The 22847-nt window shown below is 63.4% G+C and carries 23 protein-coding genes; 12 read left to right on the top strand and 11 right to left on the bottom strand.

Going from position 1 to position 22847, the window contains the following annotated elements:
• Positions 1-14 precede the first annotated feature (14 nt).
• Positions 15-743 carry a TetR/AcrR family transcriptional regulator gene (locus RHO23_RS20615; protein WP_057967000.1) on the top strand — a complete coding sequence of 243 codons (729 nt, stop codon included), beginning with the start codon at positions 15-17 and terminating at the stop codon, positions 741-743.
• On the opposite strand, the gene RHO23_RS20610 is transcribed toward RHO23_RS20615, so the two are convergent.
• From RHO23_RS20610 to RHO23_RS20595, 4 genes are all read right to left on the bottom strand, one after another.
• On the bottom strand, positions 740-1531 hold the full coding sequence (locus tag RHO23_RS20610) for a DoxX family membrane protein (protein WP_070915967.1): 792 nt from the start codon (positions 1529-1531) through the stop codon (positions 740-742). The genes RHO23_RS20615 and RHO23_RS20610 overlap by 4 nt on opposite strands.
• Positions 1532-1687, bottom strand: a complete 156-nt coding sequence (locus RHO23_RS20605; protein WP_044105576.1) for a hypothetical protein — start codon at positions 1685-1687, stop codon at positions 1532-1534.
• A gap of 138 nt (positions 1688-1825) precedes the next feature.
• A complete protein-coding gene (locus tag RHO23_RS20600; protein ID WP_423488263.1) occupies positions 1826-3337 on the bottom strand; it encodes a PPE domain-containing protein in 1512 nt (503 codons plus the stop codon).
• Positions 3338-3560: 223 nt separating this feature from the next.
• Positions 3561-4325: a DUF1906 domain-containing protein gene (locus RHO23_RS20595; RefSeq protein WP_423488262.1), complete on the bottom strand. Its 765-nt coding sequence runs from the start codon at positions 4323-4325 to the stop codon at positions 3561-3563.
• Positions 4326-4394: 69 nt separating this feature from the next.
• Between RHO23_RS20595 and RHO23_RS20590 the strand changes: the two genes are divergently transcribed.
• Entirely contained in the window at positions 4395-6059 is a 1665-nt protein-coding gene (locus RHO23_RS20590) for an ABC-F family ATP-binding cassette domain-containing protein (RefSeq protein ID WP_423488261.1), read from the top strand.
• A 10-nt stretch (positions 6060-6069) separates the two neighbouring features.
• On the opposite strand, the gene RHO23_RS20585 is transcribed toward RHO23_RS20590, so the two are convergent.
• The gene (locus RHO23_RS20585) at positions 6070-7095 is read right to left on the bottom strand and encodes a fused (3R)-hydroxyacyl-ACP dehydratase subunits HadA/HadB (RefSeq protein ID WP_423488260.1); all 1026 of its coding nucleotides are present in this window, start codon (positions 7093-7095) and stop codon (positions 6070-6072) included.
• 213 nt (positions 7096-7308) lie between these two features.
• On the opposite strand from RHO23_RS20585, the gene RHO23_RS20580 reads away from it, so the two are divergent.
• The 5 genes from RHO23_RS20580 to RHO23_RS20560 all read left to right on the top strand — a co-directional run bounded on the left by RHO23_RS20580 (position 7309) and on the right by RHO23_RS20560 (position 11439).
• Positions 7309-7566, top strand: a complete 258-nt coding sequence (locus RHO23_RS20580) for a hypothetical protein (protein ID WP_227457801.1) — start codon at positions 7309-7311, stop codon at positions 7564-7566.
• Between the two features lie 115 nt (positions 7567-7681).
• On the top strand, positions 7682-8581 hold the full coding sequence (locus tag RHO23_RS20575; protein ID WP_044105443.1) for a glycoside hydrolase family 6 protein: 900 nt from the start codon (positions 7682-7684) through the stop codon (positions 8579-8581).
• A gap of 20 nt (positions 8582-8601) precedes the next feature.
• On the top strand, positions 8602-9564 hold the full coding sequence (locus tag RHO23_RS20570) for a patatin-like phospholipase family protein (RefSeq protein ID WP_423488259.1): 963 nt from the start codon (positions 8602-8604) through the stop codon (positions 9562-9564).
• Positions 9565-9621: 57 nt separating this feature from the next.
• Positions 9622-9927 carry a hypothetical protein gene (locus tag RHO23_RS20565; protein WP_423488258.1) on the top strand — a complete coding sequence of 102 codons (306 nt, stop codon included), beginning with the start codon at positions 9622-9624 and terminating at the stop codon, positions 9925-9927.
• Between the two features lie 714 nt (positions 9928-10641).
• On the top strand, positions 10642-11439 hold the full coding sequence (locus tag RHO23_RS20560; RefSeq protein ID WP_423489267.1) for a L,D-transpeptidase: 798 nt from the start codon (positions 10642-10644) through the stop codon (positions 11437-11439).
• Positions 11440-11552: 113 nt separating this feature from the next.
• Here the strand turns inward: RHO23_RS20560 and RHO23_RS20555 are convergent, their stop codons facing one another.
• The 3 genes from RHO23_RS20555 to RHO23_RS20545 all read right to left on the bottom strand — a co-directional run bounded on the left by RHO23_RS20555 (position 11553) and on the right by RHO23_RS20545 (position 13944).
• Positions 11553-11990: a hypothetical protein gene (locus RHO23_RS20555; RefSeq protein ID WP_030097606.1), complete on the bottom strand. Its 438-nt coding sequence runs from the start codon at positions 11988-11990 to the stop codon at positions 11553-11555.
• 468 nt (positions 11991-12458) lie between these two features.
• Positions 12459-12902 (bottom strand): SRPBCC family protein, encoded by a 444-nt coding sequence (locus tag RHO23_RS20550; RefSeq protein WP_046255328.1) that lies wholly within the window; start codon positions 12900-12902, stop codon positions 12459-12461.
• A gap of 37 nt (positions 12903-12939) precedes the next feature.
• Complete coding sequence (locus tag RHO23_RS20545; protein WP_046255327.1) at positions 12940-13944, bottom strand: adenylate/guanylate cyclase domain-containing protein; 1005 nt, start codon at positions 13942-13944, stop codon at positions 12940-12942.
• Between the two features lie 141 nt (positions 13945-14085).
• On the opposite strand from RHO23_RS20545, the gene RHO23_RS20540 reads away from it, so the two are divergent.
• The 3 genes from RHO23_RS20540 to RHO23_RS20530 all read left to right on the top strand — a co-directional run bounded on the left by RHO23_RS20540 (position 14086) and on the right by RHO23_RS20530 (position 17929).
• Complete coding sequence (locus tag RHO23_RS20540; RefSeq protein WP_070927940.1) at positions 14086-14532, top strand: hypothetical protein; 447 nt, start codon at positions 14086-14088, stop codon at positions 14530-14532.
• A 179-nt stretch (positions 14533-14711) separates the two neighbouring features.
• Positions 14712-15110, top strand: coding sequence for an MmpS family transport accessory protein (locus RHO23_RS20535; protein WP_046255325.1), 399 nt, complete (start codon positions 14712-14714; stop codon positions 15108-15110).
• A 35-nt stretch (positions 15111-15145) separates the two neighbouring features.
• The gene (locus RHO23_RS20530; protein ID WP_046255324.1) at positions 15146-17929 is read left to right on the top strand and encodes an RND family transporter; all 2784 of its coding nucleotides are present in this window, start codon (positions 15146-15148) and stop codon (positions 17927-17929) included.
• On the opposite strand, the gene RHO23_RS20525 is transcribed toward RHO23_RS20530, so the two are convergent.
• The 3 genes from RHO23_RS20525 to RHO23_RS20515 all read right to left on the bottom strand — a co-directional run bounded on the left by RHO23_RS20525 (position 17835) and on the right by RHO23_RS20515 (position 20580).
• The gene (locus tag RHO23_RS20525) at positions 17835-19103 is read right to left on the bottom strand and encodes a PepSY-associated TM helix domain-containing protein (protein WP_064410504.1); all 1269 of its coding nucleotides are present in this window, start codon (positions 19101-19103) and stop codon (positions 17835-17837) included. The genes RHO23_RS20530 and RHO23_RS20525 overlap by 95 nt on opposite strands.
• A gap of 101 nt (positions 19104-19204) precedes the next feature.
• Positions 19205-19900 (bottom strand): cupin domain-containing protein, encoded by a 696-nt coding sequence (locus RHO23_RS20520; protein WP_030097598.1) that lies wholly within the window; start codon positions 19898-19900, stop codon positions 19205-19207.
• 71 nt (positions 19901-19971) lie between these two features.
• The gene (locus tag RHO23_RS20515) at positions 19972-20580 is read right to left on the bottom strand and encodes a TetR/AcrR family transcriptional regulator (RefSeq protein WP_064410027.1); all 609 of its coding nucleotides are present in this window, start codon (positions 20578-20580) and stop codon (positions 19972-19974) included.
• A gap of 125 nt (positions 20581-20705) precedes the next feature.
• On the opposite strand from RHO23_RS20515, the gene RHO23_RS20510 reads away from it, so the two are divergent.
• Entirely contained in the window at positions 20706-21641 is a 936-nt protein-coding gene (locus RHO23_RS20510; RefSeq protein WP_057964599.1) for a metal-dependent hydrolase, read from the top strand.
• 2 nt (positions 21642-21643) lie between these two features.
• On the top strand, positions 21644-22810 hold the full coding sequence (locus RHO23_RS20505; RefSeq protein ID WP_423488257.1) for a hypothetical protein: 1167 nt from the start codon (positions 21644-21646) through the stop codon (positions 22808-22810).
• The last annotated feature ends 37 nt before the right edge of the window (positions 22811-22847 follow it).

Below are 22847 nucleotides of genomic sequence, written 5' to 3'. Positions count from 1 at the left end.
CATAGACTGGCCACGTGCCCACCCCGACGAATGCCGCGGATGTCCCCGCCACGAGGCGGGCAAGACAGCGTGCGCAGACAACGGATGAGATCAAGTCCCACGCCAGAAGGCAGCTCGCCGACGGCGGCACCGGTGCCTTGTCTCTACGGGCGATCTCCCGAGAAATGGGTATGGCACCTGCGGCACTGTTCCGCTACTTCGATACGCAGGCAGCGCTGATTACCGCATTGTGCGTTGACGCCAATGTCGCCCTTGCCGAAGCGATGAGCGAGGGGCAAGAAGCCGCGGAGCAGGGCAGTGCGAGGGGGCGGGTACGCGCCGCGTTCGTCGCCGCCCGTCGCTGGGCGCTCGCGAATCCGGGAGATTTCGCCTTGCTCAGCGGTACGCCCATCCCGGGATATCGTGCGCAGCCCTCCGAGACCGGTCCTGCTGCAGTGCAAGTCATCGTCTCCTTCATGGGCGCGTATCTCAGCGCCGTCGCGGCGGGTGAGGCGGTGCCGCAACGCACTACATTCCGCCCATTGGCTCCGGGGCCACTACTTGCTGCGCTGCTGGGAACGACTACGGACGCACCGGCTGACACCGCGATCATCGGGATCGGTATCTCAGCGTGGGCATCCATCACCGGGTATCTCGCCGGCGAGATCTTCGGGAGTCTTCGGGATCTCGTGACAGACAGCGATGCGCTCTACGACGATCACGTGGACACCGTCATGCGCGGAATGGGCTTCGCCGTCTCTTAGTGGCGGCCGAAGGTGCGGGCGAACCTGCGGAGTTTCGGTGGCGGATCGGCGGCAAGTGCCTCGATCTGTTTCCGGCCTCTATCTGCCGCGCTGGCCAGTTCGGCGCTGTGTTCTGAGATGCGTTCCGCGAGTTCACTTCCCCGCCGTGACGCGATATCCGCTAGCTGGCCGCCCCGTCGTTGCGCGGCCTCGGCGATCTCCGCACCCCGTTCGCGGGCGTGTTCGGCGATCACGGGAACCTTCTCGCGCGCCGCTTCTCCCAGCTCTACCGTCTTGGCGCGGAGCGACTGCGAAGTGTCTTCGGCCCCGGGGAGCGCCGAGGTAACCACAGCGACAGCGTCGCTAGCTGCCCTGCGCGCACGCCACGATAAGCCGGGCCTTCCCTCAGTGTCGATGCCGGCGATGATCAGACCGCCCAAGATGGAGACGTTCTTCCAGAAGTCGGTCTTCTGCTGCAATTTGAGGGCTGGATCGGTCTCGCGCCAGAACGCCTTGCTGCCCAGGGTCACCGGGACCAGGGTGCCTGCCAGTACCCAGGCCGATATCCGGGGGAGCCGTCCACTGGCCAAGGCCAAGCCAGCGGCAAGCTGTGCGGCCCCGTGTATTTGGACGTAGGTCGTCGGGTCTCGTGGCAGGTATCGGGTGGCTGAGCTGGGCGCGTTCTCCAAAAGATCGTTGACCAGGGGTTCGGCAACGGCGGCCGATGCCTCCGGATGGCGGAGGCCATCGGCGCCCGCAGCGATGAATATGGACCCGAGCATGGGACGGGCAATGCGGCGTACCAACACTCAGAACCACACCTTGCGACCCGCGACGGGCCGGCCCACCGCCCCTAAGATCCACAGGACCGCGCCGGCTACTACCAGGATTATCCCCACCGTCTGGAGAATCGGGACGGCCAAGACGTACCCCAGGACTGCCAGCAGAACACCGAGAATAATCATGATGCGGCTCTCCTTGCTCAAGGTTCGTAGCGGCCACTTCGGCCTCACGACCGGGATATACCCGCTCGATGTGATTCCGAAACACGAACAATGGCAAATGTTTCGAACGGCATGTATGTGCGGCAGCTGGTGCCCGGATCAGGGGGTTTCGCTGCCGTCTTCCGCGGTGTTCCACGTTCCCGGGAGCATGGGGGTCACCCGGCTTTCGGGGGAGTCGCCGGCGAGGGTGGTGAGTCCGGCGGCCTCGGCGGGTGCCGATGTGGTGCGCACACCGGCGAAGCCGAGCCTTCCCGCGCCGGTACGTGAGGCGCTCACCGTCAGCGGATCGTCGGCAACGTTGGCGGCAGAGATGTCGTTGTCCAGGGTGGCGTATTCGTGACGGTACCCGCGGTCCTCGGCGGTTCCGCGACGGCGCCTGCGGCTCTTGGACTTTCCAGGGTTGCAGGCCAGTGCGGCCGCGGCCGCCACGGCACTGCTTGGGGCATGAGCCGCGGCGCCAGTGCTCTGGCCCATGGTTGGCCCGAACCCGAATCCGGGCCCGTCCCCCCGAACGGCGTATCCGAGTCCTTCTGCGCCCGCGGGTGGCGGGGTGGTGGGAGCCGGGGCGGAGGTAGGAGTCACCGTGGAGGTGGATGGTGGGGGAGGTGCGGCCGAGCTCGCCGTGGTCACCGTGCCACCGCTCATCGCGACCGCATTCGGCTGGTCGGCACGGGGATGGACGACCTCCGCGGCGACGTCGGCAGGTGGCGCCGGGGGCATCTGAGAGAGGCTGCCCAAGGTGATGGCGAGCGGCAGTGAGATACCCGCCGCGGGGCCCAAGATTGCGGCGTAGATCGGCGTTCCCATCACACCAAACGTTGCGGCATAGGCGAATACAAAGAACAGCGGCTGCCAGGTAACCAGGGCTGCGGCCGGATTGGTGGAGAAGTCGATGATGATCTGGATGATGGTGCCGACCGGGTCGGTTATCAGTCCCTTTAGCGCGCGATACATACCCAGGAAGTGTTGGGAGTTCGCCAGCAACATCTCGATGGGATCGTTCGGATCAGGCACGATGGGGGGTGGCTTGGTGGCGTCCTGAGCCGCGGCCCGCGCGGTGCGGCCACTTTCTGGCGAGAGCACCACCGGTGACGGGAGGGTCGGCGGTGCTGTGGTCACCGACGTTTCGGAGACGGCCTGGTAGGTGCTCATCACGGTCGCGGCCTGTATCCACATCCGGATGTAGTCGGCCTCATTGAGGGCGATCGGAATGGTGTTGATACCAAAGAAGTTGGTGGCGGTAAGTGCCCCATGCGCCGCATGATTCGCGGCGAGCTCGGCAAGGGTGGGCATGGTGGCCAGCGCCTCGGAATAGGCCGTGGCTGCCGTCTCGGTCTGGGCGGCCACTCCGGCGCTGACGGTACTGGTCTGCTGCAACCAGCTGAGGTATGGCACATGCGCCGCCTGGTACTGATCCGCGCTGGGCCCGTTCCACGGACCGCTTTGTACTGTGCCCAACGTCGTGGTGAGTTCGGTTGCCGCTGCAGAGTATTCAGTGCTCAACGAGCGCCAGGCATATGCCGCGGCGAGCAGAGACCCTGGGCCGGGGCCGCTGCTGAGTAGGGCCGAATGCACTTCGGGAGGTGCCGCCATCCATACCGGAGCCGTCATGACCTGTTGCCTGCGCGGTCGACCGGACCGACTGTGGGGGAATCAGTTTCACAACGCATCATCTGACCGATTTCCAGGGCCACACGCGGGCAGCCTGGCGTCTCCTCTCCAGTGCTGCTGACCGCCTGCGAGATCGGGCCAGCCAATGAAGGTTAGCGTAACCTTCCTTCGATGTGGGGGCGTCCCTCCGCGGCAAATCTGGTTCGGCCGCGGTGTCAGATCGCTATCGGCTCAAGTCCCACTGGCCGAAATCGGTTGCCAGCACATCGTCTACGTCCACGTGGACGTCACCGATCAGTGGGCCGGGGTTCGTCGCCGTGTTCACTGCGGTCTGGTACAGCACGGCGGCTGGCTCACGTGCCCCGCCTGACCACGCTCGTGTCTGCCAGGCCCAGCGGTAACCGCCGGTCGTGGAATGCCCGATGACGCCGTCGCGGATCGCCCACCCGCACGCCCGGGCGTGACCATAGATGCCGGTACGGCGAACTCCGAGCACCGAATTGATGCCCCGGAACCATTGGACCGCAAGTGTTTTCCAGGTGTTCTGGTCGATGTCCTCGTCGACGCTGAAGAAGATCGGCGCGGTATCGGGCCCATCCGCGGCCCCGTGTAGTCGCAGGGCGGTCTGGGCGTCGGCAACGCCGCCGTCGTAGCCGCGCGTGAAGTCCGACGGAGTGGGCCATCCGGGCTTGCCGTACTGGTAGCAGCTGACGATGTGCAGTCCGGCGGCGCGTAACCCGGCGGTGTAGTCACGCGTGACGGGTTTGAAGTCAAAGGTAGCTCCCGGCCGCAACTCGGATACATAGACGAGGGCACCCGCGTAGCCGGCGGATTTGATCTGTTCGGGGGTCACCAGCCGCTCGGTGAAGTCGATCAGCTTCAGCCCGTCCGCGGAGGCGCTCGGTGCGAGGACCATCGGAAGACCCGCGAGGATCGGTGCGGCCAAGGTGTATCGAAGGGCATCGCGTCTCGAAACCGGCCGGTGCATGGCGCGATGGTATCGGTCCGGTACGGGCGCGCGGGTTCTTCTGCGCCGTGATGATGCGACGATGAAGCCATGACGGCAACGCTTGTCGCGAAGAATGTGGCCGGTGGATTCGCTCACCGCACCCTCTTCGAGGGGCTCGACGTAACTGTTGCGCCGGGGGACGTGATCGGAGTCGTGGGCGCCAACGGCGCCGGCAAGAGCACCCTTCTGCGAATCCTCGCCGGGGATCTGGAACCACTCGAGGGTGTGGTCAGCGTTGCCCCGGCCGACGCGTTCATCGGCTGGTTACCGCAGGAGCATGAGCGCTTCCCGGGGGAAACCGTCGCGGCCTACATTGCCCGCCGCACGGGGTGTACCGATGCCACCCAGGCCATGGAGGCTGCGGCCGCGGCGCTGGCCGACCCGGGGCAGGGGCTAGCGGAGGCCGATCTGGCCGAGGCCTACTCCGCGGCGTTTGATCGTTGGCTCGCCTCCGGGGCGGCGGATCTTGACGAGCGGCTGCCGGCGGCGCTGGCCGATCTGGGCCTCGGTCTGGATGCGGTGCGACCGGAGTCGACCTTGATGACGTCCTTGTCGGGTGGGCAGGCGGCACGTGTTGGACTGGCGGCCCTGGTGCTATCGCGGTTCGACATCGTCTTGCTCGATGAGCCGACCAACGATCTTGACCTGGACGGACTGGCCCGGCTCGAGGACTTCGTCCGCGATCTTCGTGGTGGTGTGGTGTTGGTGAGTCACGACCGCGAGTTTTTGGCCCGCAGCGTCACCCACGTCCTCGAACTGGACCTTGCCCAGAACACCACCACCGTGTTCGGTGGTGGTTACGAAAGCTATCTGGAAGAGCGTGAGGTTGGCAGGCGTCACCGGCGCGAACAATACGAAGAGTTCGCCGAAAAGAAGGCAGACCTGGTGGCGCGCGCTCGCACTCAGCGGGAATGGTCGAGCCAGGGTGTGCGCAACGCCATGCGCAAGGCTCCTGACAACGACAAGATCCGGCGCCGCGCGGCCTCCGAGTCCAGCGAGAAGCAGGCGCAGAAGGTTCGCCAGATGGAGAGCCGGATCGCACGCCTGGAAGAGGTGGCCGAGCCCCGCAAGGAATGGGTGCTCGAGTTCACCATCGGCGCCGCACCGCGTTCGAGTTCGGTTGTTGCGACTCTGGCCAATGCTGTTGTGCGGCAAGGCGACTTTGTTCTTGGGCCGGTCTCCTTGCAGGTTGATGCCGGTGAACGCATCGGGATTACGGGGCCCAACGGGGCCGGAAAGTCCACACTGCTGCGGCTGCTGTTGGGGCGTCTGCAACCCGATGAGGGCCGTGCGAGCCTGGGAGCAAATGTCTCGATCGGCGAAATCGACCAAGCGCGTGGCGATTTCACCGGCCCGGCCCGGCTCGTCGACCGCTTCGAGCAGCGGTTACCGCCATGGTCGACAGCCGATATACGCACCCTGCTCGCCAAGTTCGGGCTGCGCGCCGACCATGTCGAGCGCCCGGTTGACGAGCTCTCACCCGGTGAGCGCACCCGTGCGGGTCTGGCACTGCTGCAGGCCTGCGGCACCAATGTGTTGGCTCTGGACGAGCCGACCAACCACCTCGACCTCGCCGCCATCGAGCAGCTCGAGCAGGCGCTCGAGGCCTATGACGGTGCGCTGCTACTCGTGACACATGATCGCCGGATGTTGCAGAACATCCGGCTGGATCGATCCTGGAAGGTCGACAACGGACGCGTGACAGAGCTCTAGCGCTGTCAGATCAGCTGAAGCGGACGTTCAGCGTCGCCAGGCCAAAGATCTTCTTACCGCTGGACTTCGCGGTGACGACGATGACGCCGGTGCGCGTTTCCGGATCCAGCGATTTGATCTTGCCGCCGAACTCGATGTCCGCGCCTTCGGCGGACGACACGATGGCCGGCGCGGACAGTCGCACCGCATAACGCGTCACGGCACCTGGGTCGCCCGACCAGACCGAGAAGAATCCGGCACCCAATCCCATGGTCAACATGCCGTGCGCGATCACATCGGGCAGTCCGGCCAGCTTGGCGATGTCTTCGTCCCAGTGAATCGGGTTGGCATCGCCGGCGACACCGGCGTAGTTGACCAGATCGCCTCGGGACAGCCGGGTGTGGTGCACCGGTAGCTCGTCGCCAACCTGTACATCGTCGAAGGACGGCGTGCCCGGTGCGCGGCTGTCCGCGGCGATCCGAACGTCGCCCTCGGGCCGGACGGTCTTCTCGTAGGCGTCGGCGGCTGTCCCGATGCCAGAGAAGTCGACGTCGTGCATCATCGCCCTCTGCACGGCCGCCATCGTCCCTGGACTGATTTCATCTGCGGTGATCCCGACGACGGTGGTGTGCAGCGTGTGCACGCGGGCGCCGGCTGTGTCGGTGAAGGTGTTGGTAACGGTGATCAGGTCTCTGCCCGCAACCCGGCGCACCGAGGTCAGTTCCACGTCGATGTGCAGCTCGTCACCGGCCACGATCGGGCGGTGCTGTTCAAAGACCTCTTCGGTCTGCAGGTAGGTGTCGTACCCGACGACCACGGATTCGAACATGCGCCGGTTACATGCCATGGCCGGGGTCGACGTGAACGTCAACGGCGCCACCAGACCGGAATAGCCGAGCCCCGCAGCGGCGGCCTCGTCCCAGTGCGCGGGGTGGTAGTCCTGCACCGCGCGGGCGTACTCGCGCACCTTTTCGCGGCCCACCAGGTAGGGGCCGTCCATCTGGTAGTAATGGCCGACGCGTGCTTCGAGTGCCGACGCTTCTGCGGGTGCAGTCATGAGGTGTCCAACTTTTCTACCGGCCTGTTCGCTGAGGCCGACGGAAGCACCCTAGCGCGCAGGTTCTGGGTAGTTGGTCGCCGATCCATATCCGAAACCCTCGTTGCGGTGATCATTAGTTTGTAAAATGGGTGGTCACCGCCCGTATTCACCGTTGTTCTCGCTCTGAAACGGTGATCGGGGGTTGTGCCCGTACAAAGAAGGGAGGGCACTGTGGCAGCCATCATGAGAGGTGTCGTGACCGCGGCCTTTGCCGCGATGATCGCGGGTGCTTTTCAGGTCTCGGCCCCCGCGGCATACGCGGCGCCCAGCACTCGGGTGATGTGCGAGAGGGTCAACGAAGTCGGCGATTGCGAGGAACTCCCTCCCAACCAGCAGGACAGCGGAGACAACTGTGTACTGGTCAACGCGTTGGGCGCCTGTGAGGACAAGCAGGAAGTCGACGACCCTCCGCACACGATGGATAGATAGCGCAGATCGCCACTGGGCCGAATGGCGCTTGTTGTGGTGCTGAGGCTATTTTTCTGAGGTGATTTCCTCAGCTGCTGGTGTCCTCGCGCGACGGATCGCTCCCCTGCTGGCCGTGATGTGTCTGGGCCTCTTCGTAGGTCCGGTGGCGCGGGCGGACAACCCCTTGGACGGTCAAGGGTTCTACGTCAACCCGAACTCGGCGGCGATGCGTGCCGCGCAGGGCGCCGGGAGCCCCGAGTTGACGGCCATCGCCAACACGCCGCAGGCGTACTGGATGGACAATGTGTCGACTCCCAGCGTGGACGCGAAGTACATCAGCGCGGCGCAGGCCTCCGGCGCCACCCCGGTGCTGGCCCTCTACGCAATCCCCCACCGCGACTGCGGCAGTTTCGCCGCCGGCGGTTTCGGATCCGCCGATGCCTATCGGGGATGGATCGATGGCGTCGCCTCGGCCGTGGGTTCGGGACCGGCAGTAATCATCCTCGAACCGGACGCCCTGGCGATGGCGGACTGCCTGTCGCCGGGCCAACGCCAGGAACGCTTCGAGCTGATGCGCTACGCGGTCGACACGCTGACCCGCAACCCGGCCACGGCGCTCTATGTCGACGGCGGCCACTCGCGGTGGGTGAGTGCCGACGTGATGGCGGCCAGACTCAACGATGTCGGCGTCGGAAAAGCACGGGGTTTCAGCCTCAACACCGCGAACTTCTTCACCACGGATGAGGAAATCGGTTACGGCGACGCGATTTCGGGAATGACGAATGGCGCGCATTACGTGATCGATACCTCGCGCAATGGAGCGGGCCCCACCGCGGACGCCCTCTACTGGTGCAATCCCAGCGGGCGCGCACTGGGCACTCCTCCCACGACGGCCACCGCCAGCCCGAACGTCGATGCCTACCTGTGGGTCAAGCGTCCCGGGGAATCTGACGGTTCGTGCGACCGCGGGGACCCTCGGGCCGGCACCTTCGTGAACCAGTTCGCGATCGATCTGGCGCGTAACGCGGGCCGGTAGGGGTCGCGCACTATCGACGTATGGGAGGCGCTCTAGTGACGGACGGGCGGCTTTCGCTTATCGAAGTGTTGGCAGCCCGGTTGGCTACCGGTAGTCGCCCCGGTAATCGCCAGGACGGCCACCGTGTCGCGTTGGCGATCGAAGGCGGTGGTAACCGATTGGCCTACTCCGCCGGTATGTGCATCGCACTTGATGAGCTCGGCCTGACCAGTTGTTTCGACTCGGTCTACGGCACTTCGGGCGGCGCCCTGAACGGGGCTTGGCTGCTGACAGGGGAGGCGCAGCGCTGGCTGCCGTCGTGGGCGTGGCCAGAAGTGGCCGCTGCGAGGGTGAATGATCCGGCGCGACTGCTGCGCGGCGGCCCGGTAGTTGATCTGAAGGCACTGGTCGGTAACGTCTACACCTCAATCACACCGATGAATTTCGATGCAATACTTGGCAATTCGATCACGTTTCACCCGATCGCCACCGATGCGCGGACCGGTGCGGCATGTGACTTGGCTCCATACATCGTAGGCCGGGCGTCGTTGCAGACAGCGTTACGGGCGAGTGCGTGCCTGCCGCTGTTAGCAGGCCCGCCAGTGCAACTCGCAGGCCGTGCATTCGTCGATGGGGGCGTTGCCGAGGCAATTCCCTGGCCCTCGGCTGTCGCTCAGGGTGCCACGCATGTACTGGTGTTACGCACCCTGCGCGAGGACCAGGCGGCATCCGTGGCCGGGCTCGAACTTCTCGCGTTGATGCCGTACTACCTGCGGCACGCGCGCGGTGCCGGTCGGAGCCACCTCAGTCGGCACCTCGCGTACCGGCGCGCTGACAACGCCCGGACGCGAGGCGTGGAGTTTGTTCAGGTGCGTCCTCCTGTTGGCGCGCATGATGTGTCGGGGCTATCCCGGGACCTTGCCGCTATCGCGAGCGCCATCGAGATCGGGCGGGTCGCCCTCCGGGGCGTCATCGACGAAATGCGATTGCAGGCGCAGCTGTGATCGATAAAGCACCCCGCTTGATCTCACGAATCTGATTGCGGCGTTGCGGGGCTGATAGTGCAGCACAAAGATTTTGGTGCCGGTTGTCCCATCGCGTCGGCGGCGATCGGCGGCGGAGAGATTGACAGCAGCCTTATCCCACAAGCCGACACCGTCTTTCGTGCCTGGCAAGAACTCATTACGTCGGGCCTGGCTGGCATCGGTATCACGCAGGCCCGCGCGGGGGGACTGGCCACACTGATCGTCACCTCGATCGAGGGTGGCCTGATCCTGGCGCGCGCCAATCGCGACACCGCGCCATTGGAGCGAGTGCAAGGAGAGCTGGAACGGATACTCGAGCAGGCACTCAACGAGAAGTGGTGACGGCTGCTGCTAGATTTTGCTGCTCAGCGGGCGTATTTCCTTTCTTTGCCTAACAAGAGCAGTGGCCCGTATCGACAAAATCCACAGTCATCCAGTACCGCGTGGGCAAGAGCAACCTCTTCCGTGTGCGGCTCCGGTGGCGCATGCCGGTGGATGAGTAGCGCGTGCGGGATCTGGCGGCGATCCGGACGAACTACTTGTGCCGGTCGCTCTCGGGAGAGGTTCCACAGCTGAATGGCGGGATGAGGTTCTGCTGGGCAACTGCTAGACCAGCGAAAACGCGCTGGAACTGTTGCAGGAGTGGGTAACTGAGCCATGCGGTGAGTTCGGTGTCGGCGGCATCGATGAACTTGACGCACGGCTGTGGGTGGCACCGATGAGCGTTGTACTGAGGGGTGTCGCTAGCCAGCGCGATCTACCGCACATGCTTGTTGTGGCGGCCGCCAGCGACGACGAGATTCTCGCGTGGACGACCCCGTTTTGAGGGCGCTTATCTCCCCTGAAAACACCTCCCGAAGTGCGGATATTTGGGGTGCGCATGAGATCAGTTAGCGGGCCAGATCTGCTGCTGTTTTCGTTATCAAACCGTGGGGAACGCGTTATCGAAACGGCAAGCGCGCCCGCTACTTCGGCCGTTGACACGTCCTTACGATCACATCGTTCATGACGAAGTGGTCATCCCAGAGGGGTCGGTCGATGAGGGCAATTCTTCACATTGTTGTAGCGGTGTCCGTCGTCGGCGCGACACTGGCCGGGCACCCGGATGGTGTTGACACCACAGCTGTCAGCCGACCGCTCGAATGGGATATCAGGTCGATCGCGCCCGAGCCGGATAAGGAAGTAGGCATCGCGCACCCCGTGGTGGTGACCTTCAATGGTCCGATTGCCGATCGCACGGCAGCCGAGCGAAGTCTGAGTATCACATCGACGCCGGCCATGACGGGAAAGTACGAATGGCTCGATAGCAATGTCGTGCAATGGATCCCCGATCGTTTCTGGCCGTCGCACAGCACCGTGAAGCTTATGGTGGGCGGCAAGCCCGCGGAGATCACCACCGGCCCGGCTCTCGTCGGTATCGCCAGCATCTCGCGGCACACGTTCACCGTGTCCTATGAGGGAGTGTGGAGAAGGCCATCGGACGGGGCATCGGGATTGCCTGCGCCGCATCATCTTCCGCGCCTGGGGGAAGAAGGGGTCTTCCCGGCCTCCATGGGCCGCCCGGAGTATCCGACGCCCATCGGCACCTACGCGGTCCTGGGGAAGGAGCGCTCGGTGCTGATGGATTCCAGTAGTGTCGGCATCCCGGTCACCGCCGCCGATGGCTACAAGATCGATGTGGAGTACGCCGTCCGCTTCACCAGCCGTGGTCTGTTCGTGCACGCGGCTCCGTGGGCCGTACCGGCCATGGGCTATGAGAATGTCAGCCACGGCTGTATCAGCCTGAGTCCCGCGGCAGCCCAGTGGTACTTCGACAACGTCAACGTCGGCGACCCGGTGGTCGTGCAAGAGTAGTGGCGCGCGGCCAACGTAATCTTTTGTGGTTCTGAATATTTGGCGAGAAACAATGATGCCGAGGCCGCATTCGCGGCCTCGGCATCATTGAAGAAGCGGGTGTGGTTGGGCTATCAGCCTTGCGGACCGGCGGGGGTCGGAACACCCGGCGTCGGCGCGCCCGGGACCGTGGAACCGACCGGGACGCCCTTTCCGGCCACGGGGCCTGCGGCCAGGGCACCATCAAGGGGCGCGGCCGCGGGGACCACGGCGGGTGCGGCCGGAACTACCGGCGCGGCCGGAACCACGGGCGCCGCAGGAACAATCGGTGCGGCCGGGATGATGGGCGCTGCCGGTACGACAGGTGCCGCAACAGGCCCCGGCAGTATCGGCACCCCGGCCACGGGCGCGGCGCCTGCGGCGGGGGCGCCGACTAACGCACCCTTGCCGGAGCCTCCGGGGCCGTCTTCAACCGCGTGGTGCGCGCTCCCGGATGACTCTGCGACTGCGGATGGCGCCCATACGAACGCGGCCGCACATAAACCAGCGCTGGCAATTACCTGAATAGCCATTCGATCAAAGATGATGATCGCCACCGACCCGACTCCCTAGCTTGAGCGTGTAAATCACGCTGGTGAAATTCGATGGCTGAACTTTATAACGCCCCAAAATTGACGTCCAGCTGACGTTCAGGTTGGTTATGAAGTTGATGCGGAATATGAACTGTGGCTGTGACCTAACGGGCGCACGGCGGTAATCAGTTGCCTCCCAGATGTCCGGCTAATTGCCATGTCAGAAGGCGCATACCGATGAGACCGGGGGTATTTTCAGGCGAGATGGAACTGTGACGGAATAGTATTCGATATGAGTCGGTAGTCACGTAAAAGCGCAGGTATCTGAATAAATGAAGATCACTCGGTTTATGGGGGGCGAATGTGATTAATTAGCAATGCCTAAGAATGGCGCACGAACTGAACCAGAAATGCAAATTTCTACTCTGGAATTCAAAATACGTTCGTGACTCAAATAGTCTTGGTTTCCTATGCTTTCCCGGCCGCACCCCGGCGCGCCGCTTCCCGGCGTGCGCCGTCGACGAGGCTCGACATTGATTTACGCAGGACCCACACCATCGCGGTATCGGGTACCGGAATCAGCGGGGTGGACTCCATGGAATAGCGCACGGCCGTTCCCTGCGGGTGGTCAGTGAGGGTGATGGTTCCGATGTGCGAGCGCACCGGCAGTCCACCGACGACGCGATACTGAATGCGTTCCCCGGCAATAAGTTCGAGGATCTCTTCCTTGACGCCGACAGGGCCCACACCGATTCGGTGAATCGCCCCCACACCCTGCCGTTCGGTGGTGCCAGGCCGGACCAGCTTGACTGTGAAGGGCAGAAATTCGTTGTACCCTTCGCGGTCGGCGAACAATTCATACACAGTCGTTCGGGGTGCCTCGAAGATTGTTTCCTCGATGTACTGCGCCATGTGATGTCCTTTCCTATCCGTCAAAATCATGGGGTCGTTATGAGCGTTTGCGGGTTCGCAAGACATGCGAACCCAACCGGGAGAACCCCTTGACGCGTACGCCGCGCAGGTGACGGAGAACGAACTCGTCGTCGTCTCCCAGTGCCGCCGCGGCGGCGTCGTCGAGAAGGATCGTTCCGGGCCGGGCCACGCCGGTCAGTCGTGCGGCGACGTTGACCACGGTGCCGTAGAGATCGCCGAAGCGTACGAGCACTTGTCCGTAGGCCAGGCCCACCCGGATCTGCGGCATATCCGGAATGTCCTGTGCTGCTGCAGTAATCGCTGCATTCATGGCAACGGCGATGCGCGCGCCGGCCCCGGCGCTCGCGGCGGCGAACATGACTTCGTCGCCGACGTTCTTGATCACCCAGCCGCCGTGGGTGGTGACTGCCTCGGTGAGTGCGGTCTCGAAGGTCTCGAGCAGGTTGGTCAGTTCGTCGAGGTCCAGATGGCGGGAGAGGCGGGTATAGCCAACCATGTCGGCGAAGCCAACAAGCAATTGTCTTGTGGTGCTGCCGGATTCATTCGACCGGGTGAGTGCTGCAGCCAAATGTCGCTGCCAGGCATAGTCCTGCAAGTCGGTCAGTGTGGAGATTGTGCGTGTAACCGCGTCGACGCTTGAGCCGGTTGTGAACGCGTCGCCATCGTTGGCAATGCGATCTTCGACCTCGCGGGTCAGTAGGTCTGCCTGCCATTCGGCCAGCCGCGCCATGGCCTGGCCGAGGGTGCGGGCCGCGGTGACCTGGCTCTGCTCGTTGGCTGCGGTAGCCGTTCCCAATGCGGCGAAGGTGCGGATCGCGGCGACGTCGGCATCGGTGAACACGACCTCGTCGTCGCTTTCCGCCGCGGCGAAGCCCAGTGCCACCCATAGCTTGCGGGCGCGTTCGACCGGAACGCCGGACAGCTCGGACACCTGAGACCGGGTGTACTTGCGGGGGCCACCGAGGAGCGACTGCTCGATCGCGGCGTCCACCACCTCGTTGAGCTCGCGAGACTCGGCCATCTCGCCAGTACAACACACCTACAACCCGGTGTCGGCAGAACCCTGTGAGCCGCAGGCAGTGTCAGGAACCTTGACTTGATTCAAAGAAACCCCGAGTATCTCCAGGGAGATTCCTCGATGGCGGGGCAAAGGGACGGTGCGATGAACTGGAACTTCTTGGGGCACAACTGGCACCTCTTCGGGTACCTGGCGATTCTCGCTTTTGTGGCCCTGCTGACCTTCGCGACGTGCATGTTCGTGTACACCACGCGCTTGAGGAAGCAGGTGTCGTCACCGCTGGCGGACCGGATCGGTGGCTATCCATCGGTCTTGAGGAAGGTGCGCAAACGGGAGCCGATGTCGCCCGATGAGCTCACCTTTGCACGGCAGGCCATCGCCGATCGCGGATCGTTGTGGGCGTTCTCCATTCCGGCGACCATCTTCAGCCTGGGCTGTTTCTATGTGCTCGGCAGCCTGGAGCAGCTACATGGAGCCACCCCCTCCGAGCGGACGTTCCTCGGGGTCATTCCGATGATCTCGTCGATCAACATCACGGCGCAGGTGCTGCGGATGCGGCGGCTGAAGGGGCGGCTGCCGCGCGCGTCGTGATACCGATCTGACGGATTGCCGGGGCCGGCGAAAGTTGCCGCTCGCATTCCCAGGTTTGGCTGATAGCATTTCCGACCGTACTTATGTCAGCTTCATTGACATGCACACGGTGCGAGGTCCGGGAGGGTGGTCGGGTGAGCCGACGTTCGGTTGGCAGGACGGTCCTGGCACGCGCCTGGATGCCGCTCGTCGCCGTCATTGCGCTGGGAGTGGCTGGTGGCTCGATGCTGAAGGTGCACGAACTGTCCGCTCCCGGACCGGTGCTCACCGTCAATCCGCCGCAGGCGCCACCGGAGTTCACCCCCAAGACGCTCACCTACGAGGTCTTCGGCACGGTCGGGAATGGCGGGATGCTGAGTTATGTCGATATCGATGGTCATCCGCACCAGGTGGACGTGACTACGCTGCCGTGGTCACACACGGAGACGACGACTCTCACCGTGGTTTCGGGCAGCATTTCGGTACAGGTGCGTGGGGGGCAGGTCGGTTGCCGGATACGGGTGAATGACGTTGTCCGCGACGAGATGTCCGATGACCATGCGGACGCGAACGTCATGTGCAGGGTGAAGTCCGCATGAGCGAGCACCGGGTGAAGAGGCCCTTCGTTCCCAGGATGGTTCGCATCCTGGCGGTGCCGATCATCGTCTTCTGGGCCATTGTCGCGGTGACGACGAATACGTTCGTGCCGCACGTGGAAGACGTTGCCGCCGAGCTCGCCGGTCCGATGATCCCGCACTACGCGCCGTCGCAGCGGGCGATGCTGCAAATCGGGGAGAAGTTTCACGAGTCGACGTCCACGAGCTTGACCATGCTTGTGCTGGAGGCCGACCGGCCACTCGGCGCCGCTGATCACGACTATTACGACGAGTTGGTGCGCCGGCTCAAGAACGACACCGAGCATGTGCAGTACGTGATGGACACCTGGGGAAAGCCGATCACGGCGGCCGGGGCTCAGAGTCTCGATGGCAAGTCCGCGTTCGTATTGCTACGTCTGGCCGGCGATATCGGCCAGATGCAGGCGAACAAGTCCGTTGACGCGGTCAAGGACCTGATCGATAAGGACACTCCGCCACCGGGACTCAAGGTCTACGTCAGTGGTGCGGCACCGCTGGCCTCGGACACGTTGAGCGTCGCGAACTCGAGCCTGAACAACATCACGATCGTCACGATCTTCCTCATCATCTTCATGCTGCTCATGGTGTACCGGTCGGTCACCACGATGCTGGTGCCGTTGTTCGGAGTTCTGGTCGAGATGCTGGTCGCCAGAGGAGTTGTCGCGACCCTCGGACATTTCGGATATATCGAGCTGTCCTCATTCGCCGTCAATATCGTCATTTCGCTGACGCTGGGCGCGGGCACCGACTACGGCATCTTCTTGCTGGGGCGCTATCACGAAGCGCGCAACGCGGGATTGAGCCGGGAGGACGCGTTCTATGCGGCGTACCGCGGCGTTTCTCATGTCATCATCGGCTCGGGTCTGACGATCGCGGGCGCTGGTCTATGCCTGAGCTTCGCTCGTCTCAACTACTTCCACACGATGGGCCCGGCGGTCGCCATCGGCATGCTCTTGACCATCGCAGCAGCGCTCACCCTCGGGCCGGCCATGCTGCATCTGGGCAGCCTGTTCGGGCTCTTCGATCCCAAGCAGAAAGCCAAGGCGCATCTGTATCGGCGTATCGGGGCCAGTGTGGTGCGTTGGCCCAAGCCGATCCTTGTGGCAAGTGCGGCAGCGGTTCTCGTGGGCGCGGTCTTCGTGCCCACCTATCAGGTGAGCTATGACGATCGGGCCTATCAGCCGTCCGACGCCCCCGCGAAGGAAGGTTTTGCGGCGGCAGACCGGCATTTCCCGCCGAGCAAGTTGTTCACCGAGATGCTCATGGTCGAATCGGATCACGACATGCGTAACTCGGCCGATTTCATCTCGTTGGACCGGGTCTCCAAGAGCCTGGTGCGGCTTCCCGGCGTTGCCATGGTGCAGAGCATCACCAGGCCGATGGGACGAGCGCTCGAACATGCTTCTTTGCCTTACCTGTTCACCACTCAGGGGAGCGGGAACGGTCAGCAACTGCCCTTCACGAAGGCGCAGAACGCCAACACCGACAAGCAGGCCCAGATCATGGCGCACTCGGTGGCGGTCTTGCGACAGACCATCGACCTGACGCAAAAGCTCGCGGATGAAATGCACAACACCGTCGTGACGATGGAGGATATGCAGCAAGTCACCAAGGATATGAACGAGAAGGTCTCGAACCTCGACGACTTCATGCGGCCGCTGCGCAACTACTTCTATTGGGAACCGCACTGTTTCGACATCCCGGTATGCCTGTCGTTCCGATCGCTGTTCGACATGCTGGACAGCATCGACAAGTTGGCCGCCGACATCAAGGATGCGGTGGGCTCCCTTGAGGTCGTCGACCAGTTGTTGCCGCAGATGGTTTCGCTGTTGAAGCTCACGGCCAACGACCAGGAAGCGCTACAAGCCCTCATCGTCAACACCTACGGCCAGACGAATCTGCAGTCCACCGCCACGGACCAGACATTCGACGACATGATCAATGTCGGTAACGACTTCGACGCGTCCCGTAGCGACGACTTCTTCTACATACCGCATGAAGCTTTCGACAATGAGGACATCAAAACCGGTATGGCGCTGATGATGTCACCGGATGGCAAAGCGGCCCGGTTCATCGTCACGCACATGGGCAATGCCATGGGGCCGGAAGGAATTGAACACGTCAACGAGTTCCCCGATGCCATTACGACGGCGCTGAAGGAAACCTCGTTGGCGGGGTCAAAGGTCTACATCGGCGGAGCGGGGTCGAACAACAAGGACATCAAGGAGTACGCCGCATCGGATCTGCTCATCGCGGCGATCGCGGCCTTCACACTGATCTTCTTGATCATGATGGTCATCACCCGAAGTCTGGTGGCGCCGTTCGTCATCATCGGCACGGTGGCCTTCTCGTTCGCGGGTGCGTTCGGGCTTTCGGTGCTCATTTGGCAGCATCTCGTCGGTCTGCCCTTGCACTGGTTGATCCTGCCGCTGACGTTCATCATCTTGGTGGCAGTGGGATCGGACTACAACCTGCTGCTGATCGCCCGGCTCAAAGAAGAGACCCATGCCGGATTGAACACCGGACTCATCCGTGCGCTGGGAAGTACGGGAGGGGTTGTCACCTCCGCGGGTTTGGTGTTCGCCTTCACGATGCTGGCGATGCTTTCCAGTGATTTGCGAACCATCGGCCAGGTGGGCACCACCGTGTGCATCGGGCTGCTGCTCGACACGCTGATCGTGCGCTCCTTCATCGTCCCGGCCCTCGTTCGGCTACTGGGGACGTGGTTCTGGTGGCCAACGCGGGTGCTTTCGCGTCCGCGCCGGGAGCCGGTGCGTTCCTGAGTCGCGCACGCAAGCGGGCCCGGCGCCGCCAATGCCAGGTGCTCAGGCCGGTGAGTCCGAGCAGTAGTGGAGCCATGCCGAGAACGAACCAGATCGAGCGCCAGTAGCCGTTTACGGCAAGGCCGAAATGCGCGGCGGGCCCGGCCCATTCGTCGGCGATGGCGTTCGATGCGGTGGCAGGTTTGTCGCGGAGGATCTGCACGTGGCCGGCGTCGTGGACGTCTACCCCGACGGAGCGGTTGCCGTGGTAGTTCAGGCTGTGCGCCCGCAAATCCGGTTCGCCGGGATCCAGGAGGTCCACGGTGTAGAACGCATTGTCGTCATCCGGGAGCCCTATCCAGGTCACCTCGGACCCCGGGAACTGGCGCGCGGCGGCGTCCATGGCGCGTTCCACGGTGATGTTCTGGCCGCCTGGGCTTCCCGTGAACGTGCGCTCGGAGGCGTGCCCTCCGGTGAGGGAGTACCAGAGGGTGGTCAGCCCGGGGGCCTCGAATTGCATTCCGGTCAGCCCCCATACGATCAACGGCGCCGTGGCGACGATGCCGATCATGGCGTGCAGGTCGAAATCACGGGCGAATCGTCCGGAGGCCCATCGCACACGTAAGGCGTTGCGTAACTTACGAATCGCCTTCCACCAGATGTACGGCGCGGGAACCACCAGGAGCAGCAGGATAAGGGCCGCCAGGGCGAGTAGAGCGGACCCCCAGGACATTCCGGCGAAGGCGTTGAGCTGCGCCAGCGGGGAAGGCTGAGTCAGGATGGGCAGATAGCCGCTGTAGCCCTCGCAGGTGAACCCGCAGTCGTGCATGTTGACCAGGAATCCCAGTACACCCGCGCCGAGATCGATTCGGCCGTTGAGGAGGCCGGTGCCCGCGTCGACGAAGAATGTGTCATGTGTGCCGGAGGCGTTGAGTAGATACACACCGTCCTTGAAAGAAGCACTCGCAAGCTGGATTTCGGGGTAGTGCGATTGGACCTCGGTGATCGCCCGCGCGAATCCGACCGGTTCGGCTGCGGATGTGGTGCGGAAGATCTCGGGGTGCAGTGCCCGGACCAGCTCCGGCTGGTACACGAGTATGGCGCCGCTGGTGCTGATGATCACCACGAGGAGTCCACCGATGAGGCCGATCCAGCGGTGAGTGAGAACCAAGGCGCGCCGGAACTTCAGGGACACACGCCGGCGTCGGGGTGTGGCCACCTTCTCCTCCATAACGCGCACCGACCGCTGTCCGCGAAGTAAGGCTAGTGGTAGTGAACGAGCAATGGGGCTCTACATCACCGGTTAGGCCTGCGCAGGATGGTGACGGACTCATCGATCTTTTTGAATGATGCGAAGGTTTCCGTCGGTACACCGAATATCGCGGCGAGGACATCGGGCGGCAGCTTGCTGATCGACGCGCCAATGCCAATGTCATCCTTGCCTTCCGCAGTGCTGGCGTTGAACACGATCAACAGCTTGAGGTCCTCGGTGCCCTTGTTCTCGAAATAGTGCAGCGATCCCTGAGGTGCGAAGACGACATCGCCGACGTGCGCATCGAAGGTTTCACTGTGTCCCTCCGGGTCCAGCAACGTCCACTTCGCCACACCGCTGGTGATGACGTTGATCTCCCAGGCACTGGGATGCCAGTGGGGTTCCCGTATTCCGCCGGGCTGCAAGGTCACCATGACGATGCTGGCCTGCTGCCCGGTGAGGATAGGGAAATTGCCCTCGTGAGCCTGCCGCAGATCGCCCCCGTCGAAGGTCTGCGGCGCCAGTGCGCCAAGGTGAAACAGGTGCGGTTGTGCGGTGTTCAGCTCGGCGGGGAGGCGGGGATCGCCGAAGCGGGCGGCGTCATCGGTCACGGTCTGATCCTTCACGTCGTCACGGGAGCGGGGAGAAGACAGAGCCCGGTCGGCCCCCGCGCCGGCGACGGCTGCGACCCCCGCCACTCCGGCACCGCCGAGGACGGTGCGTCGATTGATCGGCTTCATAACGTCAAGGTAGGACCACCCAACTAATTATGAAAGGCGATAGAAGCGATTAATTCAAACGGAATTGGTGATTAATTGGGGCGCTGGGCCAAGATGGCTCCACCGAGCCAGCGCCTGAGAAAGCTGCGCAGTTCGTCACGGGAACGCGTGGCTTCATTGGGGGAGACGAAGAACGACAACATGATTCGTAGGGCGAACTCGACGAGTCCGCGTTTGGCATCGTCGTCGTATCCGTACTGATCCCATTCGACGTCGAATCGGCTGAGCATGCGCAGACCGAACGCCTGCGCCTCGTCCGAGGTCATATCGCTGGTGTGTGAGTGTGCGTACGGTTCGGACATCATGATGGCCAAATGTGGTGTGCGAGTGACCTCTTCCAAGGTGTAGAGCACACCCTCGGTGAGTGCTTCGGCGGGATCGGTGATGCCGCGCACGACTCCCGTCAGCCGGTCCAGGAAGCTGTCCACCGACGCGATGGAGGCCGCGTGCATGAGTGCGTCAGCCGTCGGGAAGTACCGGTAGACCGTCTGCCGGATGACGCCGAGCTCTGCCGCGACGTCGGCCAGGCTTACCGCTGAACCTGTCTCGCCGATCAGCTTCACGGCTGCGGCGACTATCCGATCGGATGCCTCGACGTCACTGTTCGGTGGTTGACCGTCCCATCCCCGTCTACGCGCCATCGTGAAGTCCCCTGGCCGCCGGCATCTACGCAGCATATCGACCGTTGACACCACCCGCTCGATCCAGTAATCATACAGAACAACAAATAAGTGTCTGATTGTATGTTCTAAGCGAGGTGCCTGTCATGACGGAACTCATCGTGCGCAAGTTGCGGTTTGCGTTTGCCGACCATCACGTTCCGTTCCTGTGGAACGAGTCCAACCCGGCCTTTTCGAGCATGGCCAACGCGGTCTCCTTCCTGGCGATCGCATTCGAGAAGATGATCGGGCAGATGATTCCCGAGGCCATGCCGCTGATTGCCGATCCGGCGATCGCCGAGGAGGCCGAGGCCTTCGTTCGGCAAGAGGGACAGCACTCCATGGGTCATCGCCAGCACGCCAAGGGTCTGATCAAGAGCTACCCGGGCCTCAAGGAGACCCTGGATGAGGTAGTCGCCGCCTTCGACGAACTGACCGCGAACAAGCCGCTGAAGTATCGGTTGGCGTACACCGCCGACCTGGAGGCGACGTTCACCCCGGTCTTCAAACTGATGCTGGATCACGACGACACCCTGTTCGCGCCGGGCGATGATCGCGTCGCCTCGCTGTTCCTGTGGCACTTCGTCGAAGAGGTGGAACATCGCAGCTCGGCGCTGATCATCTATGACGCGGTGGCCGACGATCCCTGGTACCGCATGCGCGTGGCGCCGTCGATCTTCAGGCATGTCTGGTCGGTGTTGCGCATCGCTTGCGAGGGCTTCAACAAGCATGTCCCTCTCGAGGATCGTAAGGTGGACGCGCTGTCGATGTTCGGCATGCAGGCGCGGAAGAAGTCTCTGCTGCAACGGCTTCCGTTTGTAAACGCACCGTATGACGGACCCATCGAGAACGCGTTCAGTAGCTTGCCGGTGCGTGAGGTGATGGTTGCGATGTCGGGCGCGGTGCGCAGTCAGATCCCGGGGCACAATCCGGCGCACGAGAAGTTGCCGGCCCTGGCCGACGAGTGGTTCGCGCGATATGAGGCCGGTTATGAAGTCACACAGTGGTACACGGCTGATCCGGCGGCACAGGTGGGAGTCTGAACGTGTCTGATCTGTGTGCCCCCACATTCGCCGATCTGGCAGCGCGCCTGGGATTCTCGTGCGACACCGCGGGAGGGATCGTCGCCTTCCGCAGTCCGTTCTCACTGGAGAACTGGACGCTGCCGGTCCTGGAGCTGACCGTAATCGCTGGGGCGGTGTTGACGCTGGTCTACGCGATCATTCGGCTCCGCCGCCACAACGATCCAACAAACATCGTCGTGTGGTTCGGAGCGATCGCATACCTGCTGATCATCGAACCGCCGCTGTACTTCCCGGGGCCGTTCGGTATCAGCGAGCACGTGGACACGATGTTCGCGCACAACGTTTTTACTGTCGACTTCTTGTGGGGCCGGTTGCCCCTGTACATCATCGCCATCTACCCGATGATGGCCACCGTGGCCTTCGAGATCGTCAGGACACTGGGCGTCTTCCGCCGCTACGGCGTCCTGATCGGAGCAGCCTGCGTCGGTATGGTGCACCACGCGTTCTATGAGATCTTCGACCACCTCGGCCCGCAATTGCGCTGGTGGGAATGGACTCTGGACAATCCGCTGAACAAGCCATTCTTCGACTCGGTCCCGATGGGCAGCGTGGTCGTCTTTGCCGCACTGTGGCCGATGTCGCTGGCGTTCTGTGCCCAGTTGTTCGTGGGTCGGCATGTGGACGCCGGACGATCCTTCACGGGCGGTCAGATCATCTGGCGCACGGTGGTTATCGGCGTGCTGGCATCGATCGGTACCGCGGTCTTACCGCTACCGGCAACCATCGCCGGTGCGGCATCGGGCAGCACCACCGTGGTGGGTGTCGTCTATGTCCTGGAGCTGATCGCCGTCGTGGCAGTGGCGGTGCCTGTGCTGATCAGGCAGTGGCGCGGTGTTCGGCGCGACGGCGCGGACGGTTACACCACGCATCCGGCCATCCTGATCTATGCGGGGTTCTACCTGGTGGTGATGACGGTGCTGTGGGTGACGGCGCTGCCCGGCTACTTCGGGGCGGACCATGGCGTGACCGGCGCCGGCGATCCGATCGGCAGTCTTTGGTACGCCGCGATTTGTTTGGGCACCGCGGCGGCGAGCACAATCGCCGCCTGGACTGTCGCCGCACCTGCCCGCGGAGATGGATTGGCGCAGCGGACGCGCACAGTAGCGATTGGCGCCGGCGAATCCTAGAGCCAGTCGGGACAATTCCGTGGCGCACATTGTCCAA

This window comes from Mycobacteroides sp. PCS013 (genome assembly GCF_049532645.1).
Classification (GTDB): Bacteria; Actinomycetota; Actinomycetes; order Mycobacteriales; family Mycobacteriaceae; genus Mycobacterium; species Mycobacterium gwanakae.
Note: the sequence above shows the minus strand (reverse complement) of the source record. Positions and strands in the feature narration are given on the sequence as shown.

Excerpts from the sequence above, each read along its gene's own strand:
- RHO23_RS20535 (WP_046255325.1), top strand. The coding sequence starts at position 14,712 with ATGCCGCTCGTCGCCGTCATTGCGCTGGGAGTGGCTGGTGGCTCGATG.
- RHO23_RS20520 (WP_030097598.1), bottom strand. The coding sequence starts at position 19,900 with ATGAAGCCGATCAATCGACGCACCGTCCTCGGCGGTGCCGGAGTGGCG.
- RHO23_RS20590 (WP_423488261.1), top strand. The coding sequence starts at position 4,395 with ATGACGGCAACGCTTGTCGCGAAGAATGTGGCCGGTGGATTCGCTCAC.
- RHO23_RS20510 (WP_057964599.1), top strand. The coding sequence starts at position 20,706 with ATGACGGAACTCATCGTGCGCAAGTTGCGGTTTGCGTTTGCCGACCAT.
- RHO23_RS20600 (WP_423488263.1), bottom strand. The coding sequence starts at position 3,337 with ATGACGGCTCCGGTATGGATGGCGGCACCTCCCGAAGTGCATTCGGCC.
- RHO23_RS20605 (WP_044105576.1), bottom strand. The coding sequence starts at position 1,687 with ATGATTATTCTCGGTGTTCTGCTGGCAGTCCTGGGGTACGTCTTGGCC.
- RHO23_RS20545 (WP_046255327.1), bottom strand. The coding sequence starts at position 13,944 with ATGGCCGAGTCTCGCGAGCTCAACGAGGTGGTGGACGCCGCGATCGAG.
- RHO23_RS20530 (WP_046255324.1), top strand. The coding sequence starts at position 15,146 with ATGGTTCGCATCCTGGCGGTGCCGATCATCGTCTTCTGGGCCATTGTC.
- RHO23_RS20515 (WP_064410027.1), bottom strand. The coding sequence starts at position 20,580 with ATGGCGCGTAGACGGGGATGGGACGGTCAACCACCGAACAGTGACGTC.
- RHO23_RS20540 (WP_070927940.1), top strand. The coding sequence starts at position 14,086 with ATGAACTGGAACTTCTTGGGGCACAACTGGCACCTCTTCGGGTACCTG.
- RHO23_RS20555 (WP_030097606.1), bottom strand. The coding sequence starts at position 11,990 with ATGGCTATTCAGGTAATTGCCAGCGCTGGTTTATGTGCGGCCGCGTTC.
- RHO23_RS20550 (WP_046255328.1), bottom strand. The coding sequence starts at position 12,902 with ATGGCGCAGTACATCGAGGAAACAATCTTCGAGGCACCCCGAACGACT.
- RHO23_RS20585 (WP_423488260.1), bottom strand. The coding sequence starts at position 7,095 with ATGACTGCACCCGCAGAAGCGTCGGCACTCGAAGCACGCGTCGGCCAT.
- RHO23_RS20595 (WP_423488262.1), bottom strand. The coding sequence starts at position 4,325 with ATGCACCGGCCGGTTTCGAGACGCGATGCCCTTCGATACACCTTGGCC.
- RHO23_RS20575 (WP_044105443.1), top strand. The coding sequence starts at position 7,682 with ATGTGTCTGGGCCTCTTCGTAGGTCCGGTGGCGCGGGCGGACAACCCC.
- RHO23_RS20570 (WP_423488259.1), top strand. The coding sequence starts at position 8,602 with ATGGGAGGCGCTCTAGTGACGGACGGGCGGCTTTCGCTTATCGAAGTG.